The organism is Nitrosomonas sp. Nm34 (assembly GCF_900113925.1).
Taxonomy (GTDB): domain Bacteria; phylum Pseudomonadota; class Gammaproteobacteria; order Burkholderiales; family Nitrosomonadaceae; genus Nitrosomonas.
Window position 1 is genome coordinate 1 of the sequence record NZ_FORD01000031.1, and the last position, 19,601, is coordinate 19,601.

The 19,601-nt window shown below is 47.8% G+C and carries 22 protein-coding genes and 1 pseudogene; 13 read left to right on the forward strand and 10 right to left on the reverse strand.

The genetic code is table 11. The features are described from left to right. Window positions 1-236: 236 nt before the first annotated feature. The 5 genes and pseudogenes from BM283_RS11690 to BM283_RS18880 form a co-directional block, all read right to left on the reverse strand. Window positions 237-1,034 carry a glutathione S-transferase family protein gene (locus BM283_RS11690; RefSeq protein ID WP_175492113.1) on the reverse strand — a complete coding sequence of 266 codons (798 nt, stop codon included), beginning with the start codon at window positions 1,032-1,034 and terminating at the stop codon, window positions 237-239. Window positions 1,035-1,132: 98 nt separating this feature from the next. Next, a complete protein-coding gene (locus tag BM283_RS11695; protein WP_254776344.1) occupies window positions 1,133-1,549 on the reverse strand; it encodes a winged helix-turn-helix transcriptional regulator in 417 nt (138 codons plus the stop codon). Window positions 1,550-1,645: 96 nt separating this feature from the next. After that, complete coding sequence (locus BM283_RS11700) at window positions 1,646-2,188, reverse strand: hypothetical protein (protein WP_090693298.1); 543 nt, start codon at window positions 2,186-2,188, stop codon at window positions 1,646-1,648. A 163-nt stretch (window positions 2,189-2,351) separates the two neighbouring features. Beyond that, window positions 2,352-3,105 (reverse strand): annotated as a pseudogene (locus BM283_RS11705) (methane monooxygenase/ammonia monooxygenase subunit C). A gap of 185 nt (window positions 3,106-3,290) precedes the next feature. Continuing rightward, entirely contained in the window at window positions 3,291-3,446 is a 156-nt protein-coding gene (locus BM283_RS18880; RefSeq protein WP_175492114.1) for a hypothetical protein, read from the reverse strand. A gap of 173 nt (window positions 3,447-3,619) precedes the next feature. Here BM283_RS18880 and BM283_RS11710 point away from each other — a divergent pair, with 173 nt between their 5' ends. Further along, window positions 3,620-4,525 (forward strand): LysR family transcriptional regulator, encoded by a 906-nt coding sequence (locus BM283_RS11710; RefSeq protein ID WP_090693301.1) that lies wholly within the window; start codon window positions 3,620-3,622, stop codon window positions 4,523-4,525. Between the two features lie 103 nt (window positions 4,526-4,628). Here BM283_RS11710 and BM283_RS11715 read toward each other — a convergent pair whose 3' ends face one another. The 3 genes from BM283_RS11715 to BM283_RS11720 form a co-directional block, all read right to left on the reverse strand. Next, window positions 4,629-5,882 carry an aldehyde dehydrogenase family protein gene (locus BM283_RS11715; protein ID WP_217646509.1) on the reverse strand — a complete coding sequence of 418 codons (1,254 nt, stop codon included), beginning with the start codon at window positions 5,880-5,882 and terminating at the stop codon, window positions 4,629-4,631. Next, window positions 5,825-5,977: a hypothetical protein gene (locus BM283_RS19485; protein WP_217646511.1), complete on the reverse strand. Its 153-nt coding sequence runs from the start codon at window positions 5,975-5,977 to the stop codon at window positions 5,825-5,827. The genes BM283_RS11715 and BM283_RS19485 overlap by 58 nt, the downstream gene beginning before the upstream one ends. A gap of 137 nt (window positions 5,978-6,114) precedes the next feature. Then, a complete protein-coding gene (locus BM283_RS11720; RefSeq protein ID WP_090693304.1) occupies window positions 6,115-6,594 on the reverse strand; it encodes a tautomerase family protein in 480 nt (159 codons plus the stop codon). Window positions 6,595-6,888: 294 nt separating this feature from the next. Between BM283_RS11720 and BM283_RS11725 the strand changes: the two genes are divergently transcribed. Next, window positions 6,889-7,179, forward strand: a complete 291-nt coding sequence (locus BM283_RS11725) for a hypothetical protein (RefSeq protein WP_139225265.1) — start codon at window positions 6,889-6,891, stop codon at window positions 7,177-7,179. 344 nt (window positions 7,180-7,523) lie between these two features. Here the strand turns inward: BM283_RS11725 and BM283_RS11730 are convergent, their stop codons facing one another. Beyond that, window positions 7,524-8,384, reverse strand: coding sequence for an alpha/beta hydrolase (locus BM283_RS11730; RefSeq protein WP_090693308.1), 861 nt, complete (start codon window positions 8,382-8,384; stop codon window positions 7,524-7,526). 701 nt (window positions 8,385-9,085) lie between these two features. Between BM283_RS11730 and BM283_RS11735 the strand changes: the two genes are divergently transcribed. The 4 genes from BM283_RS11735 to BM283_RS11750 are packed head-to-tail and all read left to right on the forward strand — an operon-like array spanning window position 9,086 to window position 12,507. Beyond that, complete coding sequence (locus BM283_RS11735; protein WP_090693309.1) at window positions 9,086-9,469, forward strand: RidA family protein; 384 nt, start codon at window positions 9,086-9,088, stop codon at window positions 9,467-9,469. A gap of 6 nt (window positions 9,470-9,475) precedes the next feature. Continuing rightward, window positions 9,476-11,224, forward strand: a complete 1,749-nt coding sequence (locus BM283_RS11740; RefSeq protein ID WP_090693312.1) for an NAD(P)H-dependent oxidoreductase subunit E — start codon at window positions 9,476-9,478, stop codon at window positions 11,222-11,224. Between the two features lies 1 nt (window position 11,225). Further along, on the forward strand, window positions 11,226-11,972 hold the full coding sequence (locus BM283_RS11745; protein ID WP_175492115.1) for a 2Fe-2S iron-sulfur cluster-binding protein: 747 nt from the start codon (window positions 11,226-11,228) through the stop codon (window positions 11,970-11,972). Continuing rightward, complete coding sequence (locus BM283_RS11750; RefSeq protein WP_090693313.1) at window positions 11,962-12,507, forward strand: NADH-quinone oxidoreductase subunit B family protein; 546 nt, start codon at window positions 11,962-11,964, stop codon at window positions 12,505-12,507. Before BM283_RS11745 ends, BM283_RS11750 begins: the two co-directional genes overlap by 11 nt. A 139-nt stretch (window positions 12,508-12,646) precedes the next feature. On the opposite strand, the gene BM283_RS11755 is transcribed toward BM283_RS11750, so the two are convergent. Next, on the reverse strand, window positions 12,647-13,807 hold the full coding sequence (locus tag BM283_RS11755) for an NnrS family protein (RefSeq protein WP_254776345.1): 1,161 nt from the start codon (window positions 13,805-13,807) through the stop codon (window positions 12,647-12,649). A gap of 454 nt (window positions 13,808-14,261) precedes the next feature. Between BM283_RS11755 and BM283_RS11760 the strand changes: the two genes are divergently transcribed. From BM283_RS11760 to BM283_RS11785, 7 genes are all read left to right on the forward strand, one after another. After that, on the forward strand, window positions 14,262-14,735 hold the full coding sequence (locus BM283_RS11760) for a PepSY domain-containing protein (protein WP_090693315.1): 474 nt from the start codon (window positions 14,262-14,264) through the stop codon (window positions 14,733-14,735). Window positions 14,736-15,201: 466 nt separating this feature from the next. Beyond that, window positions 15,202-15,555: a hypothetical protein gene (locus tag BM283_RS11765; protein WP_090693317.1), complete on the forward strand. Its 354-nt coding sequence runs from the start codon at window positions 15,202-15,204 to the stop codon at window positions 15,553-15,555. A 58-nt stretch (window positions 15,556-15,613) separates the two neighbouring features. After that, entirely contained in the window at window positions 15,614-16,048 is a 435-nt protein-coding gene (locus BM283_RS11770) for a hypothetical protein (protein ID WP_090693319.1), read from the forward strand. A 203-nt stretch (window positions 16,049-16,251) separates the two neighbouring features. Further along, the gene (locus BM283_RS18885) at window positions 16,252-16,401 is read left to right on the forward strand and encodes a hypothetical protein (protein ID WP_175492116.1); all 150 of its coding nucleotides are present in this window, start codon (window positions 16,252-16,254) and stop codon (window positions 16,399-16,401) included. Beyond that, window positions 16,398-16,571, forward strand: a complete 174-nt coding sequence (locus BM283_RS11775) for a copper-binding protein (RefSeq protein ID WP_175492117.1) — start codon at window positions 16,398-16,400, stop codon at window positions 16,569-16,571. The genes BM283_RS18885 and BM283_RS11775 overlap by 4 nt, the downstream gene beginning before the upstream one ends. A 38-nt stretch (window positions 16,572-16,609) precedes the next feature. Then, window positions 16,610-17,980, forward strand: a complete 1,371-nt coding sequence (locus BM283_RS11780) for a TolC family protein (protein WP_254776346.1) — start codon at window positions 16,610-16,612, stop codon at window positions 17,978-17,980. Window positions 17,981-18,006: 26 nt separating this feature from the next. After that, window positions 18,007-19,599: an efflux RND transporter periplasmic adaptor subunit gene (locus BM283_RS11785; RefSeq protein ID WP_090693349.1), complete on the forward strand. Its 1,593-nt coding sequence runs from the start codon at window positions 18,007-18,009 to the stop codon at window positions 19,597-19,599. Window positions 19,600-19,601 lie beyond the last annotated feature (2 nt).

A 19,601-nucleotide genomic window follows, 5' to 3' on the forward strand; every position in this document is an offset into this window, starting at 1 on the left:
AGCCACTTGAGTAACCGACCAGCCTTTACCTAACAGGTAGACCGTTTTTAGCCGGTCAGCATAACGCTTGTCTCTGGTTTGACGGTGCGCCACCTCTAAATTGGCAATTTCTTGTGCAGTGAGCAGGTAATGTGATGACATATTAAAATTCTAATATATTCACAACTATGCCGCATTAACTTAAACCAATTTTTGATTCACGAGAAGTATAATATGCTAACTGCAATATGTATGGGTCAGACTTCGCGTCCGAATATCCCTCCAAGGATTTTTCTGTCGATATGCTTATTAAGATAGGCTGCCCCAAACCCCCCGAAGAGTTCCTTCTTGGTAACATCCAGTTCTGATTCTTTGGCCGCCAGTATTTCAAGGGTAGAAGGGCGCTCACACATTGCATCGTAAAACGTCTGTAATGCAGGATTGTCTCGAAACAGATGCATCTCGGGTATTTCGAACAGTTCGGAAAACATTTGGCTAAGCTCGAGCGTATAGAACAACTGGAAATCTGGCAGAAAAGGATCTTTGCCAAGTAGGAACGGCTCCATTCTCGAGCCGCTAACTAGTCGCGGCAACCACATTTTGCTTAGCAAGACAGAACAAAGATTGTAGATATGTGCTTCTTTTTCAATTTTGAGTTTCCAGGCTTTTGGAAAATATGCGCTGACAACAAACCAGTTGAAGAATGGACCAGCGATGGAGAAAGTGATGAAGTCATTCTTGGCATCGACTTCTGCACAGAGCATCGGATCATCAATAGGATAAAACTTTCGTGCTTCTGGGTAGATTCTCGCGAGATAACGACAGATTGCGTGGCTTTCCGAAATATCAACCCCATTGACATCCCTGAGAGTGGGAATTTTCCCAAGAGGATTTCGTTCCATGTGCTCTGGCGTGAGCGTGCTCCCCTGATACGGAGACACTCGTTCATAGCGATAAGGTAGACCAGTTTCCGAGAGGAAGTGCGCGACCTGACTCATATAAGGTGAGAGCCAGAATCCGTACAGCGTACGCTCGACATTTGATTGTGTGAACATAGAATATTCCTTCTGCATTGCAGTTTAATGTTGAGTAGGTGCCTTATTAGGGGCATGGTGCTGATATGCCGCCGGTAGTAGTACCAAGGGTGTTCACTTCATTCTCTATATAGCGATTGTCGTATTTCCGCCATAAACTCCACCGGGTCCTGTTCGAATCGTTGAGACAGATTCTTGTGTACATTACTTCCAGGAACATATTTTGCACCCCAACGTACCAGTTCCATGATTAGAGGCACCAGATCCAGGCATTTTTCTGTAGGCATATAAATAACCTTGCGCGCATTAGCCGGATCACGGTGTCGTAAAAGGATATGGCCTTCTTCCAGCTTTTTAAGCCGGTTCGAAAGGATATTGGTAGAGATTTTTTCTGGGGAATTCTGAAAATCCCCGAAGTATCGCTTACCGGAGAAAACGAGATCACGAACGATAAGCAGTGTCCATTTATCGCCCAATATGTCCAGGGCACAGCTGACTGGGCAGAAGGAACGGCTGATCTGGCTTGATGTTGTCATAACTTTGAGCATAATAAAAAGGTAAAAAAGGATTCCACTTACGGGCGGCAGATTCCCTGCCCCCTATTATTTTGAGCGTCTCGAAGCCCACCAATTCTATACCTGCCGAGATTTCATCAGCTTGTAGCCAAGCAGGGTAAGCAGCAGCAATGCAATCATCGGCTCTATCGCAGCACGAAAAATATTCGCATAATTGATCATCTGTACGCGCAACGGATACTCATAATGTACCGGAGGTACCGCGTCTCCAGTAATAAATACCGTATATAACCCCTTACCCAGACTGGTCTCTCCCCTCATTACCCTGTCCGGATGAGAATTCGGACACAGGTATGTCACCGTCTCATCATCAACCTCGCTGGTTCCCCGTACTACGCGCATCCCGACTGGGATGTTGCGCAAAGCCTGATCCACAAGGTCTATTACCAATAAAGTATTCCCTTCCCTGGGTATTTCTGTGCAGTATTGATCGCTGGGTTCGTGTTGCTGCTGGGAGGCACTCATATGTACCATGGTGCCATCATCAAGCCGGCGAGTGCATGTCTCTTTCTCCATCGACACTTTCTCATGCGCCCCGGCCATGCCACAGTAAAGTGCTGCGGTGATAATAATATTGATCTGTATCACTTTCTTGATCATTTGATTGCTCCTTGATGTACGGTTCAACTGTGTATTCGTTATATCCTCTGCATGCTGTTTACTAATGTTTACTATGGCTTATCGCAAATCGCCCCATCCCCTGTAATGCGGAGCGGAGCGATTTAGGCAGTTAGACCACTGCTCGGATTCCTCAATTAGCCCTTTATGGTACGATCTGATTATTGAGGATAACTTTGCTCTGCCCATTCCAGATGACTTCGGTCAGGTTGGAGTATCGGGTGACGATCTGTGCCACGATGCCGCCGGTAAATAGGCCCGACCAGCCCAAGTACCACGAAGCCCCAGTGCAGCGGGGCGCTAAACAGTTCTTCCATGAACCAGAAGGCATGGCCCCATTCGTTCAGACCCACGTTCGGCAGAATCATGAGCGGACCAGCGATGGCCATCACCAGCGGAAAGGAGATGCCTCGCGAGTACAGCGGTAGACGTGTCATGGCATATAGGTAGGTTGCCACCCCGCAAACAATGTACATCGGGAAGGAACCATAGAATACCACTACGTGACTCGGGGTAAAGCTCGTGTCGCGTATGATGACCTGGTGCCAGGAAGTATCCTGCTCGGTGAAGAAGCTGCCGCCTCAATACACCCCAAAGAGATAGACGCCCAGCCACATCATAAAATAGAAATAGCGTTTGACCTCAAGCTTGGGATCAAGATTGTCCAGCTGCTCCTTCGTGTCGCGTGTCTTCCAGCCCCAGGTGATCAGGGCAAAGATCGGCATGACGATCATGTGGACGCGCCACAGGCCCATCCAGACTTTCTCGAATTCAGGCTCCATCGAGTCCATCCCGTGCGAGTAGTCAAACGTCCGCTGATACCAGATCCAGAATATTGCCACCGCCAGCATGGTGATGAGACCGAACTTGTATCATTTCGAGTCGTACCAAAGTGACATGTCGTAGTCCCGACCTACCGACTTCGCTTAGCCCGACGTTTCCAGAGTTGTTGACATATTTAAATACTCCTTTAATTAACTGCCTGTTACTGTTTGCGCTGACTTGACTTCACTCCCCATAAATATCAAACGTTTTATGGGGATAAGTTCCGTTACATTATCCGCTCCCGCAAATACTTCACCTATCAGGCAAAGGCTTGAAGCCCGTTCCAGAATAGTACTATTCCAAGCAGGCCCAGCAGGCCAAATTTATACATCGTTGATTCGTGCAATAACGGCATGCTGGAAGCACGAACACCTGCTCGCGGATAGCTGCGCAACCTTCGATGTTTTATTGCCATTTCAATACTCCTTTGGTTAACTCACTTTCTGTAGGGAACCTCTTACTAACGCAATTAGCAAGTGCTATACTTGCAATTAGCAAGTAGTTAAAGTATAGACTTGGAAACGGATAGGTGTGTAGTCTGCAAAATCAGTTATCAGAGTTCTATTATTGAAACGATGGGTGGCCCCTATGCAAGACCTGAATGATCTCTACTACTACGTCCAAGCTGTAGATCATGGCGGCTTTGCTCCGGCAAGCCGCGCCCTGGGCATGCCGAAATCGAAGCTTAGCCGCCGCATCGCCAAGCTGGAAGAGCGCCTGGGTGTGCGCCTGATCCAGCGCTCGACACGTCACTTTGCAGTTACCGACGCCGGTGAGACTTATTACACGCATTGCAAGGCGATGCTCGTGGAAGCTGAGGGGGCCCAGGAAGCAATAGACGCTTTAAAAGCTGAACCTCGGGGTGTAATACGGATGACATGCCCCATACCATTGGTGAATGCTTATGTGGGAGTGATGCTGGCTGATTTCATGGTGCACTATCCGCGTGTCACTGTGCAGATGGAGGCGACCAACCGACGCATCGATCTGGTCAGTGAGTCGGTAGACGTCGCCCTTCGTGTGCGACCACCGCCCCTGCAGGACAGTGACTTGGTTATGCGTGTTTTGGCTGATCGAGGCCAATGTTTGGTAGCCAGCCCTGCCCTTGTCCAGCAGTTTGGCTTCCCTGCTGCACCATCTGCTTTGAGCAATTGGCCTAGCCTGGCCCTCGGGGTTCTGCAACAAATCCACACCTGGGTGCTGTATGGGCCAGATGGCGCACACGCAACGCTTCATCACACGCCACGCTTCGCGACGACGGACATGATCGCGCTAAGAGATGCCGCTGTGGCCGGTGTCGGTGTAGTGCAGATGCCAGTGGTCATGGCACGAGACCAGCTGGCGGCTGGTTCATTGGTTAGGCTGGTGCCCGATTGGGCGCCGTGTCGGGAAATCATTCATGTGGTGTTTCCGTCCCGGCGCGGTCTTTTGCCATCTGTGCGTGCGTTAATTGATTTTCTCGCACAGCGTTTCGAGATACTGCATGAGGACTAAGCTGACTTAAGAGCGGCTACCAAGCGAGCTCCCATTAAATCCCGAACAAGCGCAACCTCATACCAACGCTGCGCCGTTTCTCAGCATACACTGCAACCATTTGTTAACCCTCACCTGACACGCCTCCATGGTGGTGAACCGGGGGTGCAACATTAATCAGCTTCTCATTGACGAATTCACTAAAGCCCAGCTCCGAGAGCTCACGGCCGAAGCCTGAATTCTTGACTCCGCCGAATGGAAGCTGAGCCGCCGTCCATACTGATTGGTTGATGAAAACCATGCCGCTTTCGATCTTTGCTGCAACCTCGCGGCCACGCTCGATGTCAGCCGTAAACACTGATGCGCCAAGACCGAATGGGGTTGCATTTGCCAGGCGGACAGCTTCATTTTCATTCTTGACGACGCGGAAAGAGGCAACCGGACCAAATAACTCTTGGGCATGGATTGGGTTTTCCTCGCTGATGCCGGCCAATACCGTCGGTTCCAGATAGAAGCCAGAGCGGTCTATCCTTCCGCCACCAAACACAACCTTTCCCCCTTCCTTCCGAGCCAGCTTGATTTGATCCAGAAGAAGATTCAATGCCTTCTCTGAAGCAAGAGGCCCCAGCGTTGTAGCAGGATCATTGGGGTCCCCTGCTTTCAATGAAGCCATACGCTGGATGAAGCCATCAAGGAACGCGGTTCCGCGCTCCTTGCCAATGACAATGATGCGCTTCGATCCCGCGCAGGATTGACCGGTATTGAACATCCGCCCAAACAAGGCACAGTCGAGCGTAGATTCCAGCGGCGCATCTTCGAGTACAATGAGCGGGTCACTTCCCCCCAGCTCCATTATGGACTTCTTGAGGTTGTGGCCAGCGCGTCCGGCCACCGCCGCGCCTGCACGCTCACTGCCAGTCACGGTAACACCATGGATACGTGGATCCTCGATTAATCTTTCGCTCTGTTCAATGCTGGCAAAGATGTTCGTGTACACCCCGATCGGTGCGCCAGCTTCCTCAAAAAGGCTAGCAAAAGCCAATGCTGACTGAGGAACGTTTTCCGCATGCTTGAGAAGTAGCACATTGCCTACTATCAACTGCGGTACTGCTACCCTTGCAATTTGGTAGTAGGGTAAGTTCCAAGGCTCGATGCCTAGCAGAACCCCGATCGGCTCGATATGCAGTTCAGCGCCTGGAGATTCGGAAAGCACGCGCGGCTGCAGGTAATTCTCAGCTTTCTGCGCGTAGTAGTCGAGGATATCGGCAGAAAGAGCGACCTCTGCGCGCGCCTCTGCAATAAGCTTGCCCACTTCCAACGTCAGGTAGTGGCTGTACTCGTCACTTTTCTTGCGCAAGATAGCGGCTGCAGTGGACATAATCTCGCCACTGCAGTCTCCAGATCCGGGTCGGATATGTTTGCATAGGTCTTGATCAGCTTGCCTGTTGCAGGGTTGATCGTTTGATAAGCCATAGTGCCTCCATCGGCTAGATGTGAGTGAGTGCGCCCATCTTCCTGTAAAGATCAGGACGATGAGCTCGTGTTCTTGTGTCGCATGTCGGTGCTGGACTCAGGGAAACTGGCCGCCCCAACGGGGACGGCCCCCGGATCTAGCGCTCCGCTATTCCTGGAGTAAATGCCAGGTTAACAGGAAGCTTTTCCGCCACGGTATAAGGGCTCGCCTTGTTTTCCTTGATCCATCTCTTTTCACCGACAGATTCAAAAGGAGGCGGTATTTCTCCCTGGAGAGACCAAAGATCGAAAGGTGTTTCGTCGATGGAAATCTCCCAGTCGTAGCCTCTGTCTTTTACGAAGGGAGCAATAAGCTCATCGAGCGTTCTCACCCACCATTCCCGCATGACCGGGCCGGGCAGCGTCCTCGCAATGTGATCGACCCTGAACCGGACAAATTTGTTATTTGGCTCGCCGCCCACAAAGCAGGAGTCCTTGGCTATTTCCTCAAAAATGAAGACTACATAGAACTTGGGGATAGGAACGCGCGCATACATACCGGTAATCTTTTCGGATAGATCTTTTTTGTCTTGAGCGGTGTATGCTCCAGCGGGATGATAAACTTTCCATAATGGCATAATTTTCCTCCTAAGGTTGACTCTTGATTTGAAAGGGATACCACTTGTAATTAGCAAGTGGTTAGAGTATAGACTTGGAGATTGACAGCTGTGTAGTCTGCTAACTCAGTTCTCTGAGTTCTATTTTTGAAACGATGGGTAGCCCCCCTATGCGAGACCTGAATGTTAATCCTCAATGATCCTTTGCTTATAGACCGCATTCCCGATCCCGCCATTCGCAGCCTGGTATAGCAAAGGCTCTCTGAGATCTGTGCCGGTGAACCCTACGATTATGATCTCCACGGCTACATGGTCATGGTGGAGCCCGGCGACAGTGTGGTAGTCCTGGAGCGGGAGACCGGCTTCCCCATCCTACGCAATCTCCTCGACGGCGCCCGCTACGGACGACCTGATTTCACGCCATACTTCAAGGCGCTGGAGGAGCACGACGGTTGCTACGAGATGGTCTACATCTTCACCGACGATGGCTTCGGTATCGCCATATTCATACCGAAGCAACCGAGTATTGATGCCGATCTACTTGCAATTTGCGCCAAATACGCGGTACTAGCAACAGAATCAGTCACAGAACTAGGGCTGTCCTGAATCTCATCAATCTTCCTGCATTCCCACGCTTTCAATTTTTTAGATTTCAATTTTTTCAGTTTCATTGCTTCTCAGTTTTTCTCAACTTCTCATTAATTTCATTGGCACTGCTGAAAATTTGATTCGTATCGCCATGATGAAAATAACACTTGGAAAGTACGGCTAATGCTTTGCTTGGCAGCTTCTAAGAGTACATTACCAAAATGCGGGTAACTATGCGGGTAACTTTATGTTTTGCAAAATCGGAAAAATTCGTGTAAGTAGCTTTTCTGTAAATGATGAGGATCTATTTGCCTTGAGTTATATAATTATCATATTGATTTATAAAAAAATATAAAAATATCCTACTGCAATAAATACTTGGATAGGAACGAGGAAACGCGCTCCTCATAGCTTCTGTTGTTGTAAGTATGCATGTTATAGTGTCCTGCGCCTGGGATAATCCACAGTTCTTTGGGTGGAAGAGCAGCATCAAATAAACGCTCAGCCTCTGATTGGGTCGTATGTCTGTCGTGCGTACCTGAAATCAAGAGGATAGGCGCATTTAGATTACTTATCCGATCAATGGGATTGAGTTGATCCGTTGAAACATCCAGAAGCAAGGATAAGTAGGATAATAAGAAAGGCTTAAGCCATAGGCCGAATTCACCTAGATGAAGTTTTAGTCGATTCTCAACGGCTTCTTCAAATGTAGAATGAAGAGATTCCAGCACAATAGCATTGAGCTTCAAAGGTGGATCTGCCAGTGTGATCGCGGCTGCACCTAGGGTGACGCCGATGGCGGCAATACGTTCACCAGGAAAATTATCTCGCAGATAGTCAACAGCCGCCTTAACATCCTTCGACTCACGCATACCAAAAGTAATTCGTTCGCCCGGTGTTTCTCCATGAGCTTGCAGATCAATTAATAATACACTGTATCCTTGTTCATTTAGAAATCTGGCCCTGCCAAGCATTTCCAGGCGATTGCTACGAATGGAATGGACAAGCACTACAGCGCCATGACCCCTGATGCCTCGTGCCAACCAGCCATGGACTTTATAGTTCTGGCTAGTTGCAATCTCTACCGATTCCACCGGAAAATCGGGTATCAAAACGCCAACAACAGTCGAAGCAGGTCCGGTCAGAATTTCGCCAATAATAACCATACTGATAACGACAGCAACCAGTACTGAAGCAATTTGAAGCAGAATCCAGCGATACATTGTTTGGGCGTTTAGTGAATGACTTAATGCAAATTACGAGATGAATATCTGGTCAAAATTTATATTGTTATACCATCCTCAAGTAACATAATCTACCCGGCTAATAAGAACGTCAAATTTTTTTGACTGATCGGAATGAAGAATCAGCATACCCTGCAGAAGAAGGGAGATATGGTAAGGATGATATAACATTAAGCAATGAATGTAGATATCCTGGTTTTCTCTTGAACTTATTTCATTTCCCATTTCCAAATTAAACATGATGCGGCAAGATATTGACATTATAAATAATGCTATTTCTAAATCGGAATGATGCAAAGTCGAGCTATAGACAGTATCCGGCTAGATGACTTACTCAAAGCGCAGATGTTGTGCGCGTAATATATTTGTCTCAGTAAGAGCTAGTTCTGCTGCGACTTACACAATCAAAATCGCAGATTCAGCTTTTTATTCGTGTGGAGCAAATTAATTGACTGATTGAGCAGGCTCATAATAGGTACGAGAGCGCTTTTGTCCCTTTCATTCAGCAGCCGGGCTCTGCAGGTGCTGTTACTGTTTTGTTACTGCCCTTGAGTAGCTTTGGTAGAGCGGAGCTAATTGATTAGTTATTCACATTTTAATCTACATAGTTGACTTTATTTGCTATATCAGTCGATCATTATCGAACAAGGCTTTTATCTTTATTCTATGGGAGATAGTATATGACAAGGCGGTTGATCAGCTCAGGTTCCACTTTTGAAGAAGAAATTGGCTATTCGCGTGCAGTCGTGGAAGGGGACTGGATTTTTGTTTCAGGGACGACAGGCTTTGATTATTCCACTATGACTATTTCGGAAGATCTGCTTGAGCAGGCCGAGCAGTGCTTCAAGAATATCGAATCAGCCCTGCGGCAGGCAGGCTCCGGTTTACAAGATATTGTGCGGGTGACTTATGTGCTACCCAATGCAGCTGATTTTGAACTGTGCTGGCCAATTTTTCGCAAGTATCTCGGCAAGGTGCGCCCGGCGGCCATGATGATTGCGGCTGGCTTGTCCGATCCGCGCATGCGAATCGAGATTCAGATAACCGCACGCAAGAGCGCCTAACTAACCGTGTCTGAACACCTGCATTTGCTCCATATTCTGCATGAATTGCAGCAAAAGCACCGATATATTTCGGAGGCATCGATTTGCGAGGTGGCTGCACAATTGAGTTTGCCTGTCAGTCAGGTAAGAGCCGTGGTTGCGTTTTATGCTTTCTTTTATTCTACCCCTTGTGGTCATTATCATATTCTGTTCAGTAATTGCACCAGCTGCGGTTATCGAGCGGGAGGAACCGATTTACTTCGCCTGCTTTCCCAAAAGCTGAGCGTCAACATAGGCCAGACGCGTAAAGACGAGCAGGTCAGCATAGATGAAACTTCCTGCATTGGTATGTGTGACCATGGTCCTTCACTGCTCATTAATGGCGTACCGCTGGTCCATGTGGATGCGGAGAAGATTGAACAGATGGCTGCTCTGATCGAAGCTGATAAGCCGTTGAATGAATGGCCATCTGCCTGGTTTCATGTCAAGGATCACATTTATAAACGAGGGCTGCTACTAGATAGTAGTCTATCGGCTGGCGATGGTTTACGTGCAATGCTAACGCGGGGCAGAGAGGGAACGCTTACCGAAATTATTCAATCAAAACTGCGTGGCAGAGGGGGTGCCGGATTCAGCACAGGACTGAAATGGCGTCTTTGCCAGCAAGCAGCGGGGGAGGCGCATTATGTGGTATGTAATGCAGACGAAGGGGAACCTGGTACTTTCAAGGATCGAATGTTATTACAACAGCATGCCGATGCATTGTGTGAGGGCATGACGATCTGTGCTTATGTCATTGGGGCCTATCAAGGGTTTATCTATCTGCGTGGAGAATACCGGTATTTATTGCCGCATCTACAAGCTACACTGATGCATCGCCGCAAACTCGGCTTATTGGGAACAGCTATTCTGGGGCAGACTGGGTTGGAGTTTGATATTGATATCGTGGTGGGAGCAGGCGCCTATATTTGCGGCGAAGAATCAGCTCTGATCGAATCCCTCGAAGAAAAACCTGGTATTCCACGTAGCCGCCCGCCCTTTCCGGTGACGCACGGCTATCTTGGGCAGCCTACTGTGGTGAATAATGTCGAAACATTAATCGCAGCAACCCATATTGCTTATAAGGGCAGCGCATGGTTTACCGCAGTAGGCACACCTGCGTCTACCGGAAGTAAACTATTGAGTATAAGCGGTGATTGTGCCGCTGCCGGCATTTATGAATATCCATTTGGGGTTACTATCCAACAGATTCTCGAGGAGTGTGGCGCTGACAATGCGCAAGCGGTACAGGTAGGAGGCCCTGCCGGTACATTGCTTGATCAAACTGCTTTTCACCGCCAGATAGCGTTTGAAGACGTAGGTACTGGCGGCTCTTTTATGATTTTTAATCAGGAGCGTGACATACTAACCATCATTCATCAGTTTGCTACCTTCTTTGCCCATGAAAGCTGCGGCTTTTGTACGCCATGCCGGGTTGGAACGATCTTGCTGAAGCAAGGTCTTGATAAAATCATGATCGGGCAGGGGGCACGCAACGATATGGCTGAGCTCCAGCGTGTCAGCGAGCTGGTCAGGCGCTACTCTCATTGTGGGCTAGGTCATACTGCAGCTAATTCCATTCTGGATGGGTTGCAGCATTTTCCGCAGGCTTTTGAGCAGCAGTTGACTCAATATGACTATACTGCGCGGTTCGAGTTGAATGCTGCTTTGCAAGAAGCCCGCCAGCTGACACGGCATGATGGTAAGGAAGCACATCTTGAGCAAGGGCAGGATTAGCATGGTGACAGAGCCAGAATCTAAATTTATTCGTATCGATGACCGGGAAATTCCGTTTGTCCATGGGCAGACCATCATGGATGCCGCCTTGGCGGCAGGTGTTTATATTCCCCATCTTTGCCACTTTCCGGGTATCACGCCGCAAGGCAACTGCAAGCTGTGTACCGTTGAAGTCGATGGCAAACCATTAACGGCATGTACCAGCCCAGCTGCAGCCGGACAACGGATTCGCAACAATACTCCTGAACTCAACGAAGCCCGTAAAGCGCTAACACAAATGCTGTTTATCGAGGGCAATCACATCTGCCCCTCGTGCGAGAAAACCGGTAATTGTCCTTTACAGGCGATGGCCTATCATCTTGGCATGCTGCATGGACATTTTCCAGCCCAGTTCCCAGTGCGCGAGGTTGATGCCTCCCATCCGACCATCATGCTGGATCGGGATCGTTGCATACTATGTAGCCTATGTGTGCGCGCCAGTCGCGAAGTGGATGGTAAAAATGTTTTTGCCATTGCCGGGCGCGGCACTCATGCCAGTCTGATTGTCAATACAGCCAGTGGCAAGCTGGTTGATAGCGATATTGAGCCTAGCGATCTGGCTGCCAGGATCTGTCCGGTAGGCGCCATCCTGATTAAGGAGCATGGCTACGACGCCCCCATCGGTAAGCGCATCTTCGACCAACACAAAATCAACGAAATTGGTTTGGAGAAAATATACATCGCAGGAGCCAAATCTGATGACTCATAAGCCCAAGCTTAAATTAGCGACTACTTCGCTAGCGGGCTGTTTTGGTTGTCATATGTCCTTTCTGGATATGGATGAACGCCTTATCGAGCTGCTGGAGCATATCGAATTCGATCGCTCTCCTTTCACCGATATCAAACAGCTCGACCACTGTGACATTGGTCTGATTGAAGGCGGCGTTTGTAATGCGGAAAACGTGCATGTGCTGCGTACCTACCGGGCTAATTGCCGGATTCTGGTTGCAGTCGGCGCTTGCGCCATCAATGGTGGTGTGCCCGCCTTGCGTAATCATTTCAGCCTGAAGGAATGTCTGGAGGAAGCCTATGTGAAGACCCCGGACATGATCAATCCGCATATTCCGGACGATCCGGAATTACCCTTGTTGCTCAATAAAGTGTACCCCGTCCACGAAGTGGTCAAAATAGATTACTTCCTGCCCGGCTGCCCACCCTCGGCCGATACTTTTTATCGTTTTTTAAGTGAATTGATCGAGGGGAAAGAACCTCAGATTGGTAAGGTGGAGTTGAGATATGATTAAAATAGTATGTATGAAACCAACACCATTTGCTGTTGGATCAATTGGTTTTTATTCGTGTTGCATCGTATTAAGTAGACAATCAATTTATAGTTTCTATGTTTCTATTTGTGGCTAGATAAATCATAAATCGAAAATTGGATTAAGTCTTATCTGCTGCCAGTGACTGTCGTCTCACAGATTTGCGAAACGATGTGGTAGCTAGGCTATCCAGCAAAACAAATAAAACGAGCAAAAAACTAGTGCTCCATGCTACTGCTGCGGTAGCCAATACTATTTCCCGATAAACACTAAAATCAGCGCCTATGCGCATGAGTGCGGCAATGGTCATGATAACAGTGATTATCATGATCTGCGGTATACGCGAAGGATATTGTTTAACATGCAGCAGGGTCACGCGCACCATTACATTGCTGGCAAGGGTACCTAACGCACCCACGGTGATGGCGTGAACTGCGGTACTAAAATAGTCACCTCCACTCAGCTTTACCCCGCCTAATAGCACGAGCCCCACTGCCAGCCAACAATAGCCTGCCCCTAGACAAATCAGATCAGGTCGCGCCAGGCAATGCCATAATTGCCAGCGAATCAGCCGGATAGCCGCCAAAACTCCACTCATGATCAGCAAAATGCCTGATACTGAAGCTGCAATCGGAGTCAGCACGAAAGCCGTTGTAACGGTCACAATTAACCCAGCTTCGATATGCGGCTGCACCCTTGCCTCGAGCTCCCTACCTTGACGATAAAACTCGCCGGCTACTGCTGGCGCCAGCATGCGTCCTCCCATGAACAGCATTAATAACGCGAATAATTGCACACTTTCATCCAGTAAATAACGATGCAACCGGTGATAGTCAAGCTGATTCATCAGAATGATTATAATCGTAATGGTGCAAATCAGACCGAGCAATGGCACCAACATCCGATTACGCCATTTCTTTGCGACCCATAGACGAGGCAGTAAATGCCAGGCAAACAACGTGACAAAGGCAGCATTACTGACCAAAGTCAGCCAACTGGCAGCGTCGACTAATCCCATTATCCGTGCCAATAGCCACGAAATCATGAATAGGGCTAATCGTCGCGCAGGCATAGGTCCCAGCAGATAACCGGCAACCAAAGCCAAAGCGAAACCGAACAGCATTTCAAAAGCATGGCCAGTTGGCGCAGCTAGTGCTTCCGGCCCGTAACCATGTCTTGCCAGCATAGCCAATGGCACCATCAGCATGGCATAAACACATGCTGTCGAAAAGAACCATTGATGCGCATGGACTTTGGTTTTTTCCGGAAACCACCGTAACAATATATTTTCCAATTGGGTAATAGACTTTTTTTTGCAAATTTTTATTTTATTCCATTTCACAATTAAACAGGGTTTTGTCCGCTTTTCCTTGCCATATTATTGAGACTGTCTGCGACACGTTTTCGTGTCATGCTTGATGTGGAAATGAAATTAGCAGCAAACTCAGCTTCGCTGGTTGAATATGATCGATCGCAACCATAAATCAAATTTGCCATCTTCTAGACCAGTTTTACCAGCAGCGCATAGGAACCAGGCTATCTCGTTGCCAGATTCCAGATTCGTTACTTTGAACAATTTTAATAGTTATGAAAATATTGACAATCGTTCAGCTAAAGAGTAGATAGAAATCAACGAAAATTTTTTCGTTGCGATCTTTTCGATCTTTACTTGTAAAGGCAGACAGATCGATAGGTTTTAATGAGTGCATATTCGGCTACGGCCAAAGGAGGGTTTTATGAAAATGCAACTTTGGATTGTGGTGGCACTAGCCACTTTTTTAGCAGCATTCAGCCAGGCAAATGCCAGTGAAAAGGAAGTGAGCAAGGATCAAGTACCCAAAGCAGTCCTCGAAGCTTTTGAAAAGGCTTACCCCAATGCTAAGAAGGTAGAATTTGAGAAGGAGATGTTCGAAGGTAAAGAAGCTTATGAAGTGGAATACAAAGAAAATGGCAAGGAGTACGAAATTCTGTATAGCTCTGAGGGTGAAGTCCTGCAGAAGGAAGAGACCATTGATGTCAAAGAACTGCCTGAATCAATAGTTCAAGCTATTTCCAAGGTACATCCAAAAGCAACCATCAAGGAGGCAGAGAAGTTAATGAAACCTGATGGGACGGTTACTGGCTACGAGGTGGAAATCAAGGAAGAAGGGAAGGAGTTCGAACTCGAATTGGATGCTAACGGAAACATTTTGAAAACAGAACGGGATTGAGTTTTATCTTTATCTGATACAAGACAGCACTCCTCATCTACTAGCTTTTTTAACTTAGATGGGGAGTTATTATTCCATTTCTCAATCAAAAGTGCCGCGAAGGCGAACTGCAGACAGTATAAAATAGTGAGATAAAGAGAAGCTGCCAAAATCAGTTTTGATTTAGAAATGGGAGTAGTTCTTCTAAAATATTCCTAACCTGTTTCACTGATACCTGTGGTTGCACCCCTGCAATTGAGGCTATCTTAGTTTGAGATTTTACCTATGTGTCGGGATACCTTTCGCCGCAGTTGAGACCAAAAGACTTGAAGGGCGAATTGAGGGGGTACACAAGTGGTGCTGGCTGGGCCGTGTCTATAAAATCTTTTTTTGGTGAAATTTAATAGTAGACTGCATTATTGTAAATCGTCTCAAGAATTAGCCTTAATTGCTAGCGCTATACTTCAACTCATTCAGGAGCGATGCCATGAAAATATGTAAGGTTTCTGTCATTTTGCTTGTTCTTGCTTCATTGACTTCCTGCGCACACATGCATCTTCATCCAATGGATATGACGCAGGCTATCCAGAATGCTAAAACGCCTGCTGACCATGAGGCGCTAGCCAAACATTATGAAGCGGCTGCTAAAGATCTGCAGTTAAAAGCACAAGAGTATAAGAAGGTGCTTGAGAAATACGAAACAAATGCTCCCCACTATGGTAGACAGGCACAGGATTTGCAGGATCATACTGCGGCTTTGGCCCATCTATACGAACAGGCTGCAAAAGCGAATAGGGATATGGCTGATTCCCACCGTAAAATGGCTGCAGAGATCAAGTAATGTTCACTCAGCAAAGTAGCAAGATTCGGCTCCCGGTTTTAAGGATGTGCTTTTCAGCATGATGTACTGGACCCTTTCTACTTCCTCCCGTCAGTTTTCCTTGCACTATTCGAAACGGCTGTTGAGCGGGATATTGCTCATTTCACTGTTAGTCGTGCAGGCAAAGATCATGCTGGAGGGTTGTCTGGTGATGCCCTATCTGCCAGTAATGCAGAGCATGGAGCATATGGAAGGGTCTTGTGCCGAGCCTGCTTCGCCTAGTGAGCGAGTTTGTCTGGCTAATTGTGAATATTCGGTAAGTAAACCCAAGCTTACAGGTGAGATTGCGTCGCTTGATGCTATCGTCGGGTTACCGGTGATAATGGTTGTGATGGGTGTGCTCCTTGGTTTTTCATCCCATACTTTTTATATTGCATTCATACCCGCGATCGGGCCGCCTTTGTATCTGCTGTTCCTGCGTCTTTTCATCCCCATTCCTTCCTCTCCTCATTGATTGACTGGATTGCACGTCTGTCGACGTCAGCAAAACCCATTCGATTCAATAAATATTCTTAATCGTTTCCCAAATTTGTGCTGCTTGCCTCGCTGAGAGGAAAGCGCAGGGTGTCCTACCAGTGTACCAGGATAAATGTGTCTGTTTGGATCGTCATATCGATTTGTATGCAGAGAGTGGTTATTTATTCAGGAGTGAGGATCATGAAACGGAATGTAATAAGTGTTTTTGTCAGTGTTTATGTTGTGTTCGTATTGGCTGGATTGATCACCATGCCGTTTGCTGATGCAGCCGCTGTATCCCATGAGGGAATGGCAACGGTAAAAGCGGTTGATTTGATAAGAACATCGTGAAACTTGCCCATGGTCCGATTGCATCGCTCAAATGGCCTGCTATGACCATGAATTTCAAGATCATGGATCATGCGATCATGCAAGAAATCAAGGTGGGTGACAGTGTGGCTTTTACCTTCATTCAATCGAATGGGGACTATGTAATTACGCATATTCAGCCGAGTAAATAGAATAGATATCTAGACTAAAATACGTTAGGGAGAGCAAAATGATTGCCTCATCGCCAGACAATGCTAGAAATATTTTTTCCATAATCAGTAATGGAATGATCGCGGTATGGATTTCAGGGGCGATGATTCCGTTCGATGGACAGGCAGGTGCTTCAAACTCAGCTTATCCAACGATATTTCAGCAAGATAAACCCACAGTCAGTGGCAAGCAGGTTACGCCGCTAACCACCCTCATCACGGAGGCTCTGCAGAACAATCCGGAAATTCAAGTATCACTGCGGGAGCGTGAAGCAGCTCAGCAGAGAATATCACCCGCAGAGGCACTGGATGATCCCATGCTGGAAGCGGGAGTGATCAATGCGCCTTTGGCATCTTCGCCATTCAATCGCGAGGATATGACTATGAAAATGATTGGTCTGTCTCAGCGTTTTCCCTTTCCGGGAAAACGTGGTTTGCGCAAGGAAGTCGCGAGTAAAGATGCAGAAGCGATGAGTTATGGCTATCAGGAAACCGTGAATCGGGTAGTACGTGATCTGAGAATCGCTTATTTTGACCTTGGACTTATCGTAGAAATGACCCGATTGGTCGAAAAAAACAAGCTGATTCTTGAGCACTTTTTGCAGATTGCCGAAGGCCGTTATCAAGTAGGGGAAGGAAGCCAGGCCGATGTCCTGAAGGCCCAGACACAGGTTTCCAGAATGTTGGATGAACTGCTCAGGTTGGCTCGCGAACGACCCATGATTGAAGCAGAGCTTATTCGCACGCTTGGTCGTAGTACCTATGCTGGAGAACTGATCCCTGAGCCGCTACCCATGCATCAAACTTCCTTAAATCTGGATTCATTGCGAGAGAGAGCCATGACGCAGCGGCCGCAATTATTAGCATTGCAAAGCCTTACTGCCCGCAATAAAAAAGCAGTGGAGCTCGTGCAAAAAGAAACCTACCCTGATTTTGATGTGCGCCTTTCGTATGGTCAGCGGGATAGGATGCTGGATAACACATCGCGTCCTGACATGGTCAGCCTGACTGTGGCGGTGAACCTCCCAATATGGCGTAACAGTAAAATCGAACCACGGATTGCGGAATCGCAAGCGATGTACCATCAGGCATTGGATCTCTATCAGGCGCAAAGTAATGAGATTGCGGCAAAACTGCGTCAACAAGGAGCAACGGCTGAGCAAAATCTCAAATCGGTACAGTTATATCAAACGACTATTCTGCCACAGGCCAGACTGACAGTTGAATCAGCGCTGGCTGCTTACCGGGTTAATCGAGTCGATTTTCTCACGCTGCTCGATAGTCAGATGACGGTATTCAACTATGAAATCAACCGGGCGACAGCAATAGCCAACTATAACAAGGCGCTTGCAGAAATCGATCTGCTTACTGGCAACACCCCTGATGAATGAGTGCCTCCGCATTAATGGAGTTCGTTATGAGAGCCCTTGTTAAAGTCATCATTACTATTGCTTTGATTGCACTTTCGCTCGTTGTGGGATATTGGTGGGGAGATACCCAGCCTGTTAAGCTTGGGGCCGAATCACCTGGGGTTACCACCCCTAAGGGCAAGATTCTTTATTACCGCAATCCAATGGGGTTATCAGACACCTCGCCTGTACCCAAGAAAGATCCGATGGGGATGGATTACATTCCCGTTTATGAAGAGGAGGAATCGTCATCGGATAGTAAAGTAGTAAAGATCAGTACTGAAAAAATACAAAAGCTGGGAGTGAGAACTGAAGCGGTAGCACCACGCCAGTTGATTCGTACTGTCAGGGCCGTGGCCACGATTCAGCCAGATGAGCGTAAATTGTATACGTTAGTGACCAAATTTGAAGGTTGGATACATCGGCTCTACGTAAATACTACTGGTCAGGCAGTGAAAAAAAGGCAAGCTTTGATGGATGTGTACAGCCCTGAACTCATCACCGCGCAACAGGAATATCTGATTGCAGAGAAAGGCCTGAGGCTGGTCGCTGAGAGTGATCCGGATATCAAAGCTGCCATGCAAAGGCTGGCTGAGAGTGCCTTGCAGAAACTGCGCAATTGGAATATATCGGAAATTGAATTACAACGCTTACAGCGTGAAGGCAAAGTCAGAGAGCATGTTACGCTGCGCTCCCTAACCAATGGCGTAGTATTGGAAAAACCTTCTGTTGAAGGAAAACGCTTTGAGCCTGGAGATGTCCTCTATCAGATTGCTGATTTATCCCGCGTGTGGGTACTGGCCGATGTGTTTGAGCAAGATCTCGGCATGATCCATCCCGGGCAGATAGCTACCATCAGAGCCGATGCCTATCCGGACAAAATATTTAGTGGAGAGGTCGCTTTCATTTATCCCAAAGTCACGCCAGAAACGCGTACTGCTATCGTTCGCATTGAATTGCCCAATGCTGATGAACTGCTTAAGCCTGCTATGTATGCGCACGTGGAGTTTGCTTCTTTTCATAGCAAAGAAAAGGTACTGACTGTGCCTAACTCAGCAGTCTTGGATACCGGCACACGGAAGCTGGTGCTGGTCGATCTGGGCGAAGGTCGGTTTGAGCCGAGAACGGTCAAGCTTGGCATGCACGCCGATGGTTATGCTGAGGTATTAGGAGGGCTTGAAGCGGGAGAAGTTGTGGTAGTCAAGGCAAATTTCCTGATTGATGCAGAAAGCAATCTCAAGGCAGCGTTGAGTAATTTCGGTCATGGAAGCCCTGCTGTGGCACTCAGCAAAAAACCATATGCCAAACCTGGTGAATTGATTGAAAGCAACCAACCGGAAACTCATCGAGGTGAAGGTAGCATCGAGGCGATTGATTTTGCGCATGCCACCATTACGCTGACTCATGGACCAATCACCAGTCTCAATTGGCCCTCCATGGTGATGGATTTTCGGGTTACTGATCTGGCATTACTCCGACTGTTGAAACCGGGCCAAAAAGTTACATTCGAGATTACCGAGGGAACAGCCGGGGAGTATGTCATTGTTAGTATCTCTCCCTTGCATGATGGCGCTGCTTCCGGCAGGCACGGGAGGCAATGAAG